Here is a 16,226-nt window from a genome sequence, read left to right as displayed (position 1 = left end):
CAGTGCGCCTTTTGGGGCGTGCCTGATAACACAAAGGAAATCGTCCGCTCATGTCTTGGACCAGCAAGGTTGCCTGGAAAGAAGGGCTGTTTTTGCACCCGCACCATCTGCAACAATCCGACCGCTATATGGAGCGGCTGGTACAGGCACGTACGGCTGACATTACGCCCTATCCCTGGGGCGTCAGCGAGTTGCGGTTCAACCGGGACCTCGCACAGCAGGCCAAGATCGGGCTGACCGCCATCGCGGGCATCTTCCCCGATGGCACGGCTTTTGATGCGCCCGCAGGGGCCCCGCTGCCATTGCCCGTTCCGGTCCCCGAAGAAGAAGCACAGGGCTTGTCCATCTGGCTGACTCTGCCGGATATCAATGTCGGCGGGCAAAGCGTCGCCCCTTCTGCAGCCAATGCTGCGACCCGCTATGTTCTGGGCACCGAGACTGTGTCGGAAACATCCTCGGCCTCGCGCAATGAGCAAACACTCGAGATCGCAACGCCGCGCCTTGAACTGGTGCTGCGCAAAACGCCACGGCCGGGGTATCAGAACCTCCATCTGGGCCGCATTATCGAGATGCGCGATGGCATTGTCACATTGGATGACACCGTGCCGCCCACCGGCTTGGTGCTGCGGGTGCACAACGCCTACGAAGGCTATCTCAGCCGTGTTGTAGGCTGGATGGAAGCCAAGCTGGAAACGCTGTCACGTTTTGCTTCTGACCCGTCTTCAGGCGGCGGAATGCAAGCCACGGACTACCTGATGCTGATGGTGCTGAACCGCGAACTGCCAATCCTTCAGCATCTCAAGGGAATGGCGGCTGTCCACCCGGAGCGGCTCTATGAGAAGCTGATCGGGTTGGCGGGCGAGCTGGCGACCTTTGATCAGGGCGAACGCCGTGTCGCCAATTACAAACCCTATGTGCATGAAGACCCGAAGGCGAGCTTTACCCCTGTGGTGCAGGACATCCAGCGCCTGCTTGCCCGCGATGTGGGCCGCGCCGTGCGTCTGCCGCTGAAAGAAGTCCGCGCCAATTCCTATGCTGCACTGGTCAATGACCGTAACCTCTTTGCACAGGCGACCTTCGTGATCGAGGTCAGCTCGGGCTTGCCGCTGAGCCAGGTTCAAAGCCAGTTTCCGCAACTGGCTAAGGTCGGCCCGTCCACGAGCATGAAGCAAATTATCAACAACAACTTGCCCGGCATCGGGATCGTGCATCTGCCCAATCCGCCGCGGCAGATCCGGGTCGTCAGCACCAATGTCTATTTCGTACTGGATAAATCCACCGAACTTTGGCGCGAATTTTCCACCGCACCTGCGATCGGAATGCATTTCGCGGGCAACTGGCCGGACCTTAAACTAGAAATGTGGGCCATACCGGAGAGCGCGTGATGTCGGATGATGACGACAAAACCGTCTTTGGCCAGCCGCTGCCGCCCGCCGGTGGGGGCAAATCCGGCGGGCAGGGCACTGCTTCAGACAAGACTGTCTTTGGTCAGCCCTTGCCGCCCGCTGGTGGCTCGCCTCAGGGGGGCGGGCGTGCGGGACCGGGCCAGCGGCCCTTGAACAACCCCGGTGCGGATGACACCTGGTTTGGCGGGAATTTCGATCCGCAGCCGCGTCCCGTCGCACAGCCCTATCCACCCCAACAGCCGCCCGCGCAGCAACCGCTTTATCAGCCCGGCACGGGACAACGCGCTGCAGGGGCGGAGATTTTTCCGGAAATCCAGCGCCCGCAAGATGCGCCGCAATATGCACAGCGGCCGCGCATCGCCTTTCAGGATGCACTGCGCGGTGCCGCCCCCGGTACGGGCGGATCGTCAAACCCGATCTTGCGGGCGGCCTCCAACCTGCTGATCCTGCTGGGACGCTTGCGCACCGGCTTGGTCGATATGCAACCCGCTCCGCTGATTGATCACGTCACCCGCGAGATCGACAATTTCGAACGCACGGCCCTGTCTGCCGGTGTCACGGCGCAGGATGCCTCAGATGCGAAATACGCCCTGTCGGCAACGGCAGATGATATTGTGCAAAACCTGCCCGGTGCCGACCGTGGCACATGGCTTGAATATTCCATGGTCGCGCGGTTCTTTGGTGAACGCTCCTCGGGCGTGGGGTTCTTTCAAAAGATGGACGAGGCCATGCGCGCGCCCGGTCAGCGGTTTCACCTGCTGGAGTTGATGCTGACCTGTCTGTCGCTTGGTTTTGAGGGGCAATACCGTGCCATGCCCAACGGCGGCGTTGAGCTCAGTCGCATCCGCACCGCGATCTATGAGACCCTGCGCCGTGTCCAGCCGCGTCCGGATGATGATGTATCCGTGCGCTGGACGCCGGTCCTGCTGGGCGGCAAGCGGCGGCGCGGCGGCGTCCCTCTCTGGGTCATTGCTGCCGTGGCGGCGGTCATGGTTGTGTCATTGTTTGCCACATTGTCCACGCTGCTGACCCGCGAAGGGGCCGAGGTGCGCAGCCGTATTCTGGCGGTTCACGCGGGCCAGCCTCCCGTCACAATCGAACGCACAGAGCCGATTATCCGAGGCTACGAGGCCCCCACATCAACGCAGCTTGAACGCATCCGCACAGCACTGGCCCCTGAAATTGAAAACGGTGAGGTCGAAGTGGACCGCAATACGGACTGGGTCTTTGTGCGCGTGGGCGATGTGCTGCAATTCGGCTCTGGATCAGCCACCTTGACCAATGACTTCAGCACTTTGGCCGCCTCCATTGGGCGTACGTTTGATGATGAACCGGGACCGGTCCGCGTGGTGGGCCATACCGATAGCATCCCGCCCAGTGGACGCGGGCAGTTCAAGACGAACGAAGACCTCTCTGTTGCGCGGGCGCAAACCGTGGCCGATATCGTGCAAGGCGTCCTGATTGATCCCTCCCGCGTGGTGGTCGAGGGCAAGGGGGCTGTGGACCCGATTGCAGACAATGGCACCCGTGAGGGCCGCGCACGCAATAGACGGGTCGAAATCATGATCCCGCGAACCGAATGACCGGAGCCCTGTAAGCCATGCGCGCGATATTCAATCCGATCATCCGCCTGTTCCGCTTTCTGATGCGGCTCACCAAAACCAAATGGGGCCGGGCGCTGCTGATCATTGGCGGTTTCGCGGCGATCTTTGCCGCGATCTGGTTCGGCTTTCCGCTGACCGGTTATGCACCGCTGACCAGCGTCTTTGCCCGTGCCATGGCCATTGGCGGCATCATCGGGCTGATCGCATTGATTTATCTGATCCGCTGGCGCAGCCGTCGCAAAAAGGCACAAAAGCTCGAACAAAGCCTGATGCCGGACCAGACCGGCGACGGCAAGGTGCTGGCCGAAAACATGAAGCTGGCGCTGGACAAGCTGAAGAAATCCGGTGGCAAGAACTACCTTTATGACCTGCCATGGTATGTCATCATTGGCCCGCCGGGTGCAGGTAAAACCACCGCGCTGCGCAATTCCGGCATCGAATTTCCGGGGCTGGATGCGATGCCCGAACAGGGTGCAGGCTTTGGTGGTACGCGCAATTGCGACTGGTGGTTCGCCGAAGACGCGGTGCTGATCGACACCGCAGGCCGCTACACCACTCAGGACAGCGATGCCGTTGCGGACGAGGCCAGCTGGGCGTCCTTCCTCACCTTGCTCAAAAATGGTCGCCCCGATCAGCCGATTAATGGCGTCATTCTTGCGTTTTCCGTTGAGCAAGTGCTGAACGCCAGCGAGGCCGAGATCGCAGCGCAGGCGCAGACTGTGCGCAAACGGCTGGGCGAGATACACGAACAGCTGAAAATCGACTTTCCGGTCTATGTGCTGTTCACCAAGGCGGATCTGATTGCAGGCTTCCGCGAATATTTCGCCAGTTTCAACACCAACCGCCGCAAAAGTGTTTGGGGCGTGACCTTCCAAACCAAGGACCGCAAGGCGGATACCTATCTGAATGTCGCGGATGAATTTGACGCGCTTTTGGGCCGGCTGAGCGATGAGGTCATCGACAGGATGAGCGAAGAGCCCGACGGCGTGAGCCGCATCGCGATCTTCGGGCTTCCGGGGCAGATGGCCATGATGCGCGACAATGTGGCCGAGTTCATGCGGCAGGTGTTCGAGCCGACGCGCTACAAAACCAACGCGATCCTGCGCGGCTTCTACTTCACTTCCGGCACACAAGAAGGCACGCCCATCGATCAAGTGTTGGGGGCCATGTCGCGCACGCAGGATGATGCGGCGTTTCAGCCGTCCTTCATGTCCGGGAAGGGCAAGTCTTTCTTTTTGCACGACCTTCTCAAGCGCGTGATCTTTGAAGAACGCGATTGGGTCAGCTTCGACCACCGCGCCATCCGCCGGGCCAAGATTTTGCGCACGGCAGCACTCAGCCTGATCGTGGGCGTTACGATTGCGGCCATGGGGGCTTTCGGCTTCAGCTTTTGGCAGAACGCGACCCTGCTGCGCACCGCTGACGTAGAGGCGCAAACCTATGCACGCGCGGCCCGCGCCGAGATCAGCCGCCCGGTGGTCGACAACACCGATCCATCTTTGATCCTGCAGCACCTCCAAGACCTGCGGAATATGACCGCAGGTTACGGCGATACCCGCGACCCGGGCCTGTGGGAAGGCTTCGGCCTGTCCCGTCACGGCGAAGTCTCCCTCGCCGCGACCCGGGCTTATTCGGATGGGTTGGAGCGGATGTTGCGCCCCCGCATGGTTCTTCATCTCGAAAACGAAATTCCCCAGCTGATTGCTGACAAGGACACGGGCGGCATCTACCGCGCCCTCAAGGTCTATCTTCTGATCGGCGGGCAAGGCGAGGGCAGCGGCGATGATGCTGCCGTCCAAGCCTATTTCGCCGATGTCTGGAGTGCGATGTTCTCGAACGCCGGTCAGGTTGATGAACGCGACCGCATCAACGCCCATCTCGCCGCAATGCTGGAGCTTGACGCAGACCGTCAGACGCTTCTGGCCATTGACCCCGAAATTGTCAGCAGCGCCCGTGAAGCCATCGTGAATCTGCCCTTGGCGGATCAGGCCTATGCCTCTCTCAAGGATCGGGCGGTTACCTCGGGCGTGGCCGATTTCAATTTGGTTGAACGGGTATCGGGCGGTGTTGCGCGTGTGTTCGAGACGACCGATGGTAGCCCGCTGGACAGTCTCGGCGTGCCCGGCCTTTATACATTCGAAGGCTATTGGGGCTTCTTCCTTGAAGAGCTGACCGAGGCCCGCGACCGCTTGCGCGAAGATCAATGGGTGCTGGGCGACGCGGCAGAGCGCGTTGGCTATGAGGCACAGCTGGCCAATCTGGAGCGTGATCTGCACCGCGCCTACCGGATCGAATTCAACGGTGCCTGGCGCGAGATGTTCGGCCGCATCGGCATCGGTCCGCTTTCCAATGACGCCCCGGAATTCGAGGCGCTGGCGATCCTGTCGTCGCCCGTCGCATCGCCCATCCTTGAACTGGTTGAAGCGGTGGAGGAAGAGACGCGCTTGGTGCGTCTTTACGATGAAATCGGCGATCTGACGCCTGAGCAATTGGCGACAGGGTCGCTGAGCGACAACATGGGCAGCGCCGCGTTCCGCCGCATCTACAGCCAATCGGGGGTGTTCCAGCGGGTTGTGCTGGATTCCGTCAAATCCAAAAGCAAGGTCCAAACCCGCGCGGGCAACGCGGTCGCCGAAGACACCCAGCGCCGTCAGGTCGAGCGGATCAGCGATGATTTTGCCCAGTGGCATGCCTTGATGACAGGCAGTGACCGCTCGCGCCCGGTGGATGTGATCCTCGCCAATCTGGGCGATCTGCGAGAAAACCGCCGGCAGGCGAGCGTGGCCCCGACGCCGGCGGATGAAACCATGCTTAGCCAGTCGCTTTCGGCGCTGACCCGCAACAACACCGCATTGCCTGATGATCTGGCGCGCATGCTGAACGAGGTTGAAAACGAATTCCGCGCCGTCGCCACCGCCGCCACCATGAGCCAGCTTAACCGCGCATTGAACGATGAAGTCTCGCAATTTTGCCGTGATTTCATCGCGCCACTGTTCCCGTTCGGGAACGGGCGGCATGTCTCGCCTGCGGTTTTCGGGCAATTCTTTGGCCCCGGAGGGCGGATGGACAATTTCTATACCTCCTATTTGCAGCCTCATGTCATTCGGGGGCCGGACGGGTTGCTGCCCGCCCCCGACAGCGCCATCGGCCAGACGCTCTCGCGCGCCGGGCTTAAGCAGTTTGACCGCGCTCAGGCCATCCAACTGGCGTTCTTTGCCAGCGGATCAGCAGAACCCAAAGTCGACATGTCCATCGCCCATCTAACCTCCTCGCCGACGGTCGAACTGGCGATCCTGTCGATGAACGGCGGCTCTATCCGCACCCAACCAGACAGCGCGCCCGCAGCACTCAGCTGGCCGGGGCAAAGCTCCGGCGTATCAGTCGAATTGTTCCCGGCCCCTGATGACCGCCAATCCAGCATCAGCTTTGCAGAAGGCCGCTGGGACATTGTGAATTTCCTGCGCAAAGGTCGCGCACGGGTCAGCGCCAATTTCGTGGATGTGACGCAAGACGTCGGCGGACGTTCCATCACCTACCGGATCGAATTTGACAGCACCACGGTGCCTTTCCTGATGCCGGAGCTGGCAGATTTCTCCTGCCCGGCAACCTTGGAGCAATAGGATGCAGCACGTTCCCCTCGGCCTCATGGGCAAGCATCCCGGGTATGGCGATTTCTTGCAGGCGGGCGTGTCTGAACATCTGATCGAGGCGATGAACGGCTGGCTGGATGCCACTTTGCCGCCGCTGCGCGATCAAATGGGCGAGGATTGGGGAGCCTTTTGGGACGGTGCGCAGAACCTGCGGTTCTGGGTCGGGCGCGCCGTACTGGGGCGCAGTGTGGCTGGGCTGCTGCACCCGTCCCGCGACAGGGTCGGTCGGCGTTTTCCGCTGCTATTGCTGGTCGAGGGCGCAAATGTGCCGGTGCCGCTGGGGGCGGACGTGGACCACAGCCTGTGGGACGCGATGGCGGATCATCTGGAACAGATGGAACCGGGACAGGGGGCCGCCGCATTGCTCGCGGATGCACATGTCTCCGCCCCGGCAGAAGACGAGACGACGGCAGCGCTTGGCCCAACTCTTTGGGCGCATCATCCGGGCGGTAATCTGGCTGCGCTGCTGGCCTCGGCAGACGCACCTAATGCGGATCGGGCACATCTGTCGCGGTCATACTGGTGGGCACCGGGCACCCATTCAAAAACCCAATACCGTGCCGCGACATGGCTCGGTTGTGAGGGGCTTCCGGCTCCGCAAGCGCTTGGCTGGCTTTTGGGTGGTGTACCCGGTGAGACAGAGGACGCGACATGAACGCCAACGAATTTTTTACGTTCGAGACCGGACAAGCCAGCGATGTGGGCTGCCAACGTCACGTCAACGAGGACAGCTTTCTGTCCCGCCCCGACTGCGGTCTTTGGGTGGTGGCGGACGGCATGGGCGGACATGCAGCGGGCGATTTCGCCAGCCAGACTATTGTAAGGGAACTGAACTCGATCGGCATGGCGGCATCTTTGGAAGATCTGCACGCGCGGTTCGATGAACGGCTCAGCCGCGCCAATGATCTGATCCGCACCCATGCCGCTGACCTAGATGGCGGCGTCATCGGGGCGACCGTTGCGGCCCTGTTGATCCACGAGACCCAGTTCGCCTGCGTCTGGTCAGGTGACAGCCGTGTCTATGTCTTGCGGGAGGGTAAGCTGATCCAGCAAAGTCAGGATCATACCGAGGTGCGCATGTTGCTTGATGCGGGTTCTATCACCGAACAGGAGGCGGAAAACTGGCCGCGCAAAAATGTCATCACCCGCGCGGTTGGTGTGACGGATACCCCGAACTGCGAGGTGATCCTGGGCGAAGTCCAGGTAGGCGATGCGTTTCTCATCTGCTCTGACGGGTTGAATGAACACCTTGAAGATTCCGATATCGTGGGGATCCTGCTGAACCACGCGCCGCAAGATGCCTGCGCGGCTCTGATTGCGGAAACCGTGCGTCGAGGCGCGCGCGACAACGTAACGGTCATCGCCACCATCTGCGCCGCCCCGCCGCCTTCTGCGGAAAACGAGATGCAGATCGAACGCACCGGTGACTTGACCGAACCGGGGCTGGTGCCGTGAGCGACAAAAAGCCACCCTCCGGCAAACCAGATGCCGGTCCAACCGATGCGCCTGACGACAAGACAGAGTTCTGGTCCGGCCCGCCCGCCGGCGATGACGTCGACGACGACCGCACCCGCATTTCCCAGCCGCAAGGGGATGACGGCGCAGCCGGGATCGCACCTTTGCCCGCGCCCGATAGCCCCTCTACCATCAAGGAAGGTGCCACAGCCCTGGGGATCGGGACGACGATCAACAACAACTACCGGATTGAGGAAGTGCTCAAGGCGGGTGGCATGGGCGAGGTCTATCGCGGGATCGAGATCGGCACGGGTGATCCGGTGGCGATCAAAGCGATCCTAGCCAATCTGGCCGAAGACGAGAAGGCTGGCTTGCTGTTCAAGCGCGAGGCGCGCACCCTGAGGCAGCTCTCGCACGAGGCCATCGTGCGGTATTACAACTATGTGCATGACCGTGATTTGGATCAGTACTTTCTGGTCATGGAGTTCATAGAAGGGGTGCCGCTGGCTGATTACTTGGCCAAAGACGGTGCCATGCCACCTGTTCAGGCGCTCACTTTGCTAAGAAGGCTGAGTGGTGGTCTGGCGCGTGCGCATGCGCAGGGCGTCGTCCACCGAGATCTGTCGCCTGACAACGTCATGTTGCCCGATGGGGACGTCGGTCAGGCGCGGTTGATTGACTTTGGCATCGCCAAATCGAATGTCGTGACCGAGGGGACAATGCACGGGCAGTTTGCCGGCAAATTCAAATATGTCGCCCCTGAACAGCTGGGTCACTATGGCAGCGAAATCGGACCGGCCACGGATATTTACGGGCTTGCCCTGCTGATCGCGGCGGCGACACGGGGCGAGGCACTGGATATGGGGGCGTCGATTGTAGATGCGGTCCAGTCGCGCCAATCCATTCCCGATCTGTCCAGTCTGCCACAGATCGTTCAGCCGATCCTACGGTACATGCTGGAGCCTGACCCGGCACGGCGCCCCGGCTCGATGGAGGACGTGCAGCGGATGCTGGACAATCCATCGCTCATTCCCGCGCACTACCGGCAGGGGGTGACCTTGCCTATGGGTCCCCTGACCGGAGGGCCGCAAACGCTGACGCCGAACAGCATGCTCACCGCGCCGCCACAAGGGCTTCAGGTGCCGATGTCAACGGTCACCCAGACTTTGCAGGGCACGCTGCCGCCAGAACCGACCGCCGCGCCTGTTAATTTTCCGGCACCCGAACCACAAGAGAGCACTCGTGCGCTGGGCCTTCTCGTAATGGCGTTCCTGGTGATCTGCGCCATTGTCGGATTTGGCGCATGGCAGATGGGCATGATCGGAGAGCACAGTGCGCCTGTGGTCGCGGAACCCGCCCAGGCAGAGAGTATCCCGCCACCATTGGAAGACACACGCGCAGGCTTCCTTGCCGCTTTTGACGGCGGAGATTGCACTTTGTTGTCACGGGTGACTGCGGGGCCGAACGCGGGCATGATCGAGGGCTTTTCAGAGACGGGAGAGCCGTTTGCGGGCTTGCCTGTCGCCTATGAGGAGAAATTCGGCGCCCGACCAGCCGTCCTGCCCCGACAGGTGACCAGCGGGCAGTGTGCCGCGCTCGCCTTTACCCAGGCATTGCAGGGACGCGGGCGCGAGCCGCCACGGGTGCAAATCTCGGCGGATCAGATGACATCGGGCGAGGCGATTACGATGCGCATCGGGAATATCGGCGATCAGTCCATATGGGCGGCGTTGATTACCCCCAATTCGGCCGTGTTCAATCTGACCGGCCGTCTGTCCGATGCGGTCGGAGGAGAGCGCACTCTGGGCTTTGGTCTGACACTGGACCAAGGCAATGACCCGACGCCGCAGTTGGTTTTGATCGTGGCGAGCGACAGACCGCTGACCCGCGCCGCCACGGCCGCTGACAATACGCCCGCTGACGAATTGCTCCCCGCCGTGCTGGACGAGATTGCTGCACGCGGCGGCACGGCGTCGACAACCTTGGGCTATGTGCTGCTGTTGCCAACCGAGGGCGACTGACGGCTATCGCACATCAAAGGTGACAACGGCCAGCGCCGCCTGCGCGGCCACCTCGCCCTCCAACCCGGCGAAAACGTCCTGCGCCAATCGGCCCGCACGGGTGCGTATCGCAGGTGCAGGTCTTCGTGTGGCAATGGCCAGCAACATCTGCTTGGTATCGCGCGCGGGGCCTGCGCGGGTGACGGGCACATCAAAGCGGGTGAAATTGCCTGAAAATGACAGAAACCGCTGCAAATCCTGCACCACGCCATTGTTGTCGATCAGCACCAGCGTCACATACCGTCCCGCCGTGCCGCGCAAGACCCCCGTCAGCCGCCCGCCCGAAGGCACTTCGACCGCATCCAGCCGCAGGCCAAGGCGGGTGGCGGGATAATCCACATTCTGGCGTATGAAATTAAGGGCGGCACATTGGCGTTCATCGACCAACACGCGGGTTTGGCGGATGTCAGCATCGCTTGGTCGGGTCAGGACCGTGTCGCTAAAACGGGACATGGCGCTGTCCGAATTGGCGATCAACGCGAGGCCGACACCCTCTTCGCCGTCCCGGCGCGGCAAGGCAAGCAAACAGGGATCAGCCTTCGCTGTCTGGATGCGGCGCAACAGGTCCGCCACAGCGATGTCTTGTGCGCTGGGTGCCGCTGTTGCGGTTTGCGGTGTTGCTGCTGGTGCCGGGCGTCCCACGGCGGCGACCATCGCGCCTGAAGGGGCTTTGGGCTGCAAGGTCTCTGTCTGCGATGGCACAGGCTTTGCGATCAGATCCGCTGTGCCGGATGGTGCCACGGGGCTGAGCGAGGGCGCGCTGGGCAGGGCGGTCACTGTGTCAGGGATCAGCGGGCCGGTTAGCGCAGGCGGCGGCGCTGAGGGTGGCACGGGGGTGATGGTTTCCTGCGGCAGGCTGGCTAAAGGTTCGATCGTCTCTGGCGCGAGCGTTTCCGGCGTGATTGCGTCCGGCACGACAGGCTCGGGGTCAACCGCGTCGGGTTCCTGTGCTGTCAGCGCGTCTGTGCTTTCCGGTTCCGGGGCTTCGGACAACGCCTCCGGCGTCAGCGCAGCCAGTCGCTCGGGTTCCGGGCTTTGTGCCGTCTCGGGAGAGGTGAGGTCCAGCCCCTCACCATCCTCTGTACCTGCGTCACCTTGTTGTTCGACCAGTCCTGCGATGGTGTCGCTGTCCAGAGGGGCAACCGTGATGGTATAGTGCGGCCGCTCGTTCGGGTCGGGTGCAGCCCGCGCAAAGATATCCTGCAAACCGCCGAACCCCACGGCAAGGGCCACACCATGCACCAATACGGCACCGCAGGCTGCCGCGATCCAGCCGGATTTGCCGTTTGATGCATAAGGCAGAAAGCTCATATGCCCTCGCGCCGGTGGATGGTGACCAGACGGATGTCGAGCGTCTTGAACGCGGGCTGATCGATCAGCGACAACAGGTCAACAGCAGGTGCGGTGCGGTCGATCAGGATATGCAGGACGCTGGCACCCGCCAAGGCCTGTGGCAGATCAGCGTCGGTGATGGGGGTGCTGTCCAGCGAAAGGGTGCCATCGGGCGCCACGACCAACACTGGCGAGGGCAGTTGATCAATCGGCAAATCGCGGGTTTCGGACAGGCGCACCCCCATGTCGGGAGTATTAACAAGCGTGCCGGTGGCCAGAAAAAACAGGATCAACAACAGCACGATATTTACGATGAACAGCGACACATCGGGCCGGATCGGCGGCTGTGACGGGGGCAGGAGATTGCGTTTCAAGGCCACGTCAGAACGTCTCGCCAATGCTGACCTGCACGGAGGCAACCTCGGCAGCGGTCAGGCGCGCCAGCACGGTGGTGATGTCCTGCACCTGAGCCGAGGGACGCACGATCAACACAACGGATGCAGGCGCGCCGGTTGCGCCCAACGCCTCTGCCAGATCATCCAGCGCGTCAAAGCCAAAGCGCTGGCCGCCGACCAAAACGGTGTCCGCTTCGATGGTCCAAAGCGCCACTTCGCCATCCGGTCCCAGCGCGGGCACCTGCGGTATGACGCCATCTTCGCCCGCGACGCTGGGCGGCGCGGAGGCCAACGCCGGCGCGCTTTGAAAGGTCAGGAGCGAATAGGGGGTCAGCCCTGCAGATAGCATGAAGAAGATCAGCAGTTGAAACATCGCATCCGCCAATGGCGTCAGCGCAAAGCGGTAATTGGTGCGCCGCTGTGGAATGTTGAGAGAAAAGCGGCCCACCTGCGCCTCACGTCCCTGCGGTTGGATCAACCCGCCCGTAGATCGCCGCCGATATGGCCGCTTCGATCAGGTTCCGCTCGCGGTCGATACGGCTTTCGAACCAGCTGGCAAAGAAATACGCCACCAGCGCGATGCTCAGGCCGACTGCGGTGGTGGTCAGCGCGGTCCAGATGCCACCGGCAAGGGCGGCTGGATCAACCCCGCCTTCGGACAAAGACAAAACTGAAAACGCATCAATCATCCCGATCACTGTGCCCAACAAGCCCAGCATCGGCGCAGCCTGCACCACGATTTCCAACACGCGCATCCGGTCGGACATGCTGGCTAGCTCGATGATCGCGGATTGGCGGCCAAGCTCTTCGGCATAGCCCGTTTCACCCGGTTTGGCCTGTACGCCTGTGAACACAGCCTGCAAGATCCGCGCGAGGACCGACTTGCGCTCGGATGCGAGCTTCATCGCTTCCTCGCCCCGCCCCGACAGCCATGTATCGAGAATTTCCTCGGCTCGCGCACGTTTGCCCACACCAAGGCGGGCGAATTGCATCATCTTGAAGACCGATACGGTAATCGACAGAAACGACAAAACGGCAAGGGCTGCAAACACCACAAGAGTTGCCGGATTAAGGGTTCCGATCAGCTGATCCATAGGTTTCTTTCCACTGTCTTGCGCCCGCCACAATCAGGGCCGTAGGTGCGATCAGATGCCAAACTGGATCGCAGTACGCGATGACGCGCTCAAAGCATGCATGCAAAGCGGTACTTCGGCTCCTGCTACGGTGCACCCCGCCGCGTCATTCACCACGATGCGCGAAATCGAAGCGCAGGGCGTGCCGCTCAGGTCGAATTGCAGGATCTTAGTCTTGCCTTCGATCAACCCGCCGAATTCCAGAACCAGCAGGCGTGTGACAGTCCCTTGAGTGTCAAAGACAGCCACCTCATACGCCGTGCGGTCCAATGCACTGGCGGTGCGGTTGGCGGCAACATAGGTCAGGCGGCAACTGCCGTCTTCGGTCTCCGCAGCCCCGTTCAGTTCCACGGATAACACCTGAGTTTCCTGCGCATGAGCAACACCGGAAAGGCCGACACAGGCGGCAAGCATGAAAGCGGTAAGGCGCGAAAAGATCATTGAGGCGTCCTCAGATTGATGTGCGAATAGGTCCGCATTGCGCCGCGAACACAGGCTCAAGTCAATCATAAACTCTACGAAAAAAAGGAATTAGGGTTTTGCCGCATCGGGTGGCTGTGATTTGCAGCCAAGGCTGCACAGGCAAAGCGCGATTTCTTCCGGTTTAGCGGTAGACGCCGATCAGGTATTCTGGCGGCAGCTTCTGTGTCAGGGAGGATTGTGCCGGTGAAGGTGCATCCCGCATTGGGAGCGGCAGCGGGGCCATATAGGTCTGGAGTTGTTCGACCTGTGCGGGCGCTGCGGCCGGGGATAGTACAGGTGACTGCACACTCCGCGGGGCGGACGCGTGAACCACAATTTGCGGCGCGTCGTACCTTGCGCGGGGTCGCAAACCCGCGCGGGGCGCGCGGATTGTGCCGAAATGCGCCAGCGGCACAGCGTTCTGCGAGACTTCGGCGGGTGTATCCTGTTGCGGCGGCATTTTCTTGCGCGTGCGTGCCCAAAGCGATGTGGGCTGCGCGGGAACAAGGGCAGGGCGGTCAAAGGCGGATACGTCGGGTGAACGTCCGAATGCGGATACGGTGGTATGGGTTTCCGGCGATGCAGTGTTGAATGTCACCCGTGATCCATGCGCCACCGACAGGGCGACGCCTGCTGTGACTGTACTCAAAGCAAAAACAGAGCATATAAGGACCAAGCGGATCATTCCTCTGATATAGCGCAGTTCGGAACCGTTTTCAGCATTATTCTCGCGTGGCGCGAGAACTGTGCTATAAAATCCACGGATCGAGTTGGAAGATATTGAAATTGCTTACGTTTCAAAGGTGTGTTGCGTTTTGGGCCAGGGTGGCGACAAACCCAAGGATGGCACCGTGCGCTTGAAGGTTTGGCATGCGGTGGGCATGGCGCTGGCCCTGACTGTTTTGCCCCCGGCCCCTGCGCGGGCGCAATTTGCTGTCTGCAATCAGACATTTGACGTGATTAATGTGGCCTTGGGGGCCTACGACCGGACTGCGTTTGAAACCTCGGGCTGGTGGACAATCGGCCCCAACCAATGTGCCAATGTTGTCGAAGACACGCTGACCGCGCGGTATTTTTATATCTACGCCACGGATGTGTTCGGGCGCGAAGTCATGACCGGCGCGACGCCGATGTGTGTTGCCCCCGACCGGTTCGAGATCAGAGGCGAAGACGAATGCCTCGTACGCGGTCTGCTTGAGGCCCGGTTTCACGAAGTCGACACCCGCCGCAGCGAACGCTGGACTGTGTTCATTTATCCGCCCCCCTCATAACAATTTTGCGCATAGACTCCCGTGCCTTCAAGCCTGTGTTATAGTCGGCCTGACAACCAAGGAACGATGGACGTTATGCCTTCTTTTGCACATCTGGCAAAATACCTGCGTGGCTGGATTGCGGCGTTGTCCTGCTTGGTAGCCGCACCCGTGGTGGCGCAGGATTGGCAGGCTGTGGTGATAGGCCAGTCGGGGCCAACCGCCCCGCGTGCATTTGGGGATGCATTCCATGCCGCCGAAGCGTTCCGCAAAGGCGGGATTGATGTTGTGCAGGTCTTGCGCGACCGTCCGTTTGCCGAGGTGCAGGCCGCGCTGGGCGCACTGGAACCAAAAGATCCGGCGGTGATTTATCTGACCGGGCCGCTGACCCCCGACGGGGCGGGCGTGAGACTTGATGGCGGTACATTGCAGTTTCAGGCGCTTATGACCCAACTTGCCGGGGCGGGTCTGACGCAAGCCGCACTGCTGATCGAAAGCTGCCCCGGCGATCAGCCTTTGGTCGTGCCTGAAGCACATCCTTCCGTACAAATGCTCCGCGCCGCATCTGTCGCTCCCAGCGGCGTTTGCCCGACAGACGGGGCACGGCTTACCGATCAACTGCGTAATAAGGTGACACAGGATACACCCTTGGCCGAGGTGCTGTCCGACGTCTGGGTCAGCACCGATCTGGCCCGAGATCTTGTGCTGCGCGCGCCGGCACCCGTGGTGGCACCGGTCGTCAGACTAAGTGATACGCCTGTCGTTTCGTTGACACCGGTGGCCCCGCCAACCGCCACAACCGCAACCATCGCGCCGGTCTCATTTCAGTCCTCTGTACCTGCCAGCGTTGGCGAGGTGGTGATCTTTTCGCCCACACCGCAGAGCCAGCAGGCCGCAGTGCCCCGCGCGGCTGGCCTGCCTGAACCCTCTATCATCGTCGGCCTGATTGAGGACGCAACACTGGCGTCGTTTTCCCCCGCTGAAACACCGGGCGAAGTCACCAGTACCGAGATCAGCTATGAAAACCTCGAAGCCCGCCGTGCTCTGCGTGCACAAGATGCGGCCTTGTTCCGCACACTTGTCGGAAGCGGCGCATTTGATCCGCCAGAACAGCTTTTGCCCGTGGCCCTGCAAACCGAATTGGCGCGTATGGGGTGCTACCGTGCGGGGATAGACGGACAATGGGGCGGCGGATCCCGCAGTTCTGTGACGCGCTATTTCAGCGAAATTGAAGGCGAAGACGCAGTCACACTCGACCCGACAGTCTCGTTGTTCCGGCAGATCGTTTTGCAAGACGATGTGGTCTGCCCGGCACCCGTGGCTGCCGCGCGTACTACAACAACGCGGCGTACAACAGCAGCGACACCGCGCCGAACCACACGCCAGACAACAACCCGCCGCGCGGCGCCGGCACCAGCGCGCAAGCCCGCACCGAAGCGGACCATCTCAACTGGAACCAGTCTGGGCGTTTTCCGCTAA

At 61.5% G+C, this 16,226-nt stretch carries 14 protein-coding genes; 8 read left to right on the top strand and 6 right to left on the bottom strand.

Translation table 11 applies throughout. The annotated features are described in order from the left end of the window. The first annotated feature begins 50 nt into the window (after positions 1-50). Genes tssK through Z945_RS0102195 form a run of 6 tightly spaced genes read left to right on the top strand, consistent with a single transcriptional unit; the run spans position 51 to position 10,136 of the window. Positions 51-1,385, top strand: coding sequence for a type VI secretion system baseplate subunit TssK (gene tssK / locus Z945_RS0102220; protein WP_025050494.1), 1,335 nt, complete (start codon positions 51-53; stop codon positions 1,383-1,385). Next, complete coding sequence (gene icmH / locus Z945_RS0102215; protein WP_025050493.1) at positions 1,385-2,989, top strand: type IVB secretion system protein IcmH/DotU; 1,605 nt, start codon at positions 1,385-1,387, stop codon at positions 2,987-2,989. Before tssK ends, icmH begins: the two co-directional genes overlap by 1 nt. Positions 2,990-3,006: 17 nt before the next feature. Then, positions 3,007-6,630 (top strand): type VI secretion system membrane subunit TssM, encoded by a 3,624-nt coding sequence (gene tssM / locus Z945_RS0102210; protein WP_025050492.1) that lies wholly within the window; start codon positions 3,007-3,009, stop codon positions 6,628-6,630. Position 6,631: 1 nt separating this feature from the next. After that, entirely contained in the window at positions 6,632-7,315 is a 684-nt protein-coding gene (gene tagF / locus Z945_RS0102205; protein WP_025050491.1) for a type VI secretion system-associated protein TagF, read from the top strand. Beyond that, on the top strand, positions 7,312-8,115 hold the full coding sequence (locus Z945_RS0102200) for a PP2C family protein-serine/threonine phosphatase (RefSeq protein WP_025050490.1): 804 nt from the start codon (positions 7,312-7,314) through the stop codon (positions 8,113-8,115). The genes tagF and Z945_RS0102200 overlap by 4 nt, the downstream gene beginning before the upstream one ends. Beyond that, on the top strand, positions 8,112-10,136 hold the full coding sequence (locus Z945_RS0102195) for a serine/threonine-protein kinase (RefSeq protein WP_025050489.1): 2,025 nt from the start codon (positions 8,112-8,114) through the stop codon (positions 10,134-10,136). The genes Z945_RS0102200 and Z945_RS0102195 overlap by 4 nt, the downstream gene beginning before the upstream one ends. Positions 10,137-10,139: 3 nt before the next feature. Here Z945_RS0102195 and Z945_RS0102190 read toward each other — a convergent pair whose 3' ends face one another. From Z945_RS0102190 to Z945_RS0102165, 6 genes are all read right to left on the bottom strand, one after another. Continuing rightward, entirely contained in the window at positions 10,140-11,486 is a 1,347-nt protein-coding gene (locus Z945_RS0102190; RefSeq protein WP_025050488.1) for a hypothetical protein, read from the bottom strand. Next, positions 11,483-11,881: a hypothetical protein gene (locus Z945_RS0102185; protein WP_037970349.1), complete on the bottom strand. Its 399-nt coding sequence runs from the start codon at positions 11,879-11,881 to the stop codon at positions 11,483-11,485. Before Z945_RS0102185 ends, Z945_RS0102190 begins: the two co-directional genes overlap by 4 nt. A 7-nt stretch (positions 11,882-11,888) precedes the next feature. Then, positions 11,889-12,350 carry an ExbD/TolR family protein gene (locus Z945_RS0102180; protein WP_037970347.1) on the bottom strand — a complete coding sequence of 154 codons (462 nt, stop codon included), beginning with the start codon at positions 12,348-12,350 and terminating at the stop codon, positions 11,889-11,891. 7 nt (positions 12,351-12,357) lie between these two features. Then, entirely contained in the window at positions 12,358-12,996 is a 639-nt protein-coding gene (locus Z945_RS0102175) for a MotA/TolQ/ExbB proton channel family protein (protein WP_025050485.1), read from the bottom strand. 51 nt (positions 12,997-13,047) lie between these two features. Continuing rightward, positions 13,048-13,476, bottom strand: coding sequence for a hypothetical protein (locus tag Z945_RS0102170; RefSeq protein WP_025050484.1), 429 nt, complete (start codon positions 13,474-13,476; stop codon positions 13,048-13,050). Positions 13,477-13,639: 163 nt separating this feature from the next. After that, positions 13,640-14,146 (bottom strand): hypothetical protein, encoded by a 507-nt coding sequence (locus tag Z945_RS0102165; protein ID WP_152541028.1) that lies wholly within the window; start codon positions 14,144-14,146, stop codon positions 13,640-13,642. A gap of 202 nt (positions 14,147-14,348) precedes the next feature. On the opposite strand from Z945_RS0102165, the gene Z945_RS0102160 reads away from it, so the two are divergent. Both Z945_RS0102160 and Z945_RS0102155 read left to right on the top strand, forming a co-directional pair. Next, positions 14,349-14,768: a DUF1036 domain-containing protein gene (locus tag Z945_RS0102160; RefSeq protein WP_241434450.1), complete on the top strand. Its 420-nt coding sequence runs from the start codon at positions 14,349-14,351 to the stop codon at positions 14,766-14,768. Positions 14,769-14,843: 75 nt separating this feature from the next. Next, positions 14,844-16,226, top strand: a complete 1,383-nt coding sequence (locus tag Z945_RS0102155) for a hypothetical protein (RefSeq protein ID WP_037970291.1) — start codon at positions 14,844-14,846, stop codon at positions 16,224-16,226.

It is taken from the genome of Sulfitobacter noctilucae (assembly GCF_000622365.1).
GTDB classification, from domain to species: domain Bacteria; phylum Pseudomonadota; class Alphaproteobacteria; order Rhodobacterales; family Rhodobacteraceae; genus Sulfitobacter; species Sulfitobacter noctilucae.
This window is presented reverse-complemented; position numbering and strand designations above follow the sequence as displayed.